The organism is Vibrio sp. 10N.286.51.E5 (assembly GCF_041469125.1).
Taxonomy (GTDB): domain Bacteria; phylum Pseudomonadota; class Gammaproteobacteria; order Enterobacterales; family Vibrionaceae; genus Vibrio; species Vibrio crassostreae_C.
In genome coordinates, this window is the sequence record NZ_JBFRJZ010000159.1 from 1 (window position 1) to 365 (window position 365).

The window sequence follows — 365 nt, forward strand, 5'->3', positions numbered from 1 at the left end:
GAAGACGGTCATCCCAGAAACAAAGCGGTAATGGCTCTGAGAGATGGAACAATATCGGAATGGAAAACAGAGTCTGGTTATCACTATCGTTCAATATCTGAGACTGCTATGTCCCGATATAAAGGACTAACAAGCGATAAATTGAGCTTGAGATGTTACAACGCTCAAGTGGGCGAAATCATGGCGAATGTCAAAGCGATTAACAAAGTCATAGGACTAGGTATGCCCGTTAGAAGCTAACGGCTAGCTACATATGGTGTCGTTGATCTTCAAGCTGATTTGATCATATATGGACACTTCCTATTGGCAAGTAGTAAATCTGAAAGTTTTAGGTAAAAGATTGCAGACATATATCCGAGTTCAAG

At 40.8% G+C, this 365-nt stretch carries 1 pseudogene; it reads left to right on the forward strand.

Annotated elements, in window-relative coordinates:
* Positions 1–240: pseudogene (locus AB4161_RS23225) on the forward strand (IS5/IS1182 family transposase); the annotation flags it as partial.
* Positions 241–365 lie beyond the last annotated feature (125 nt).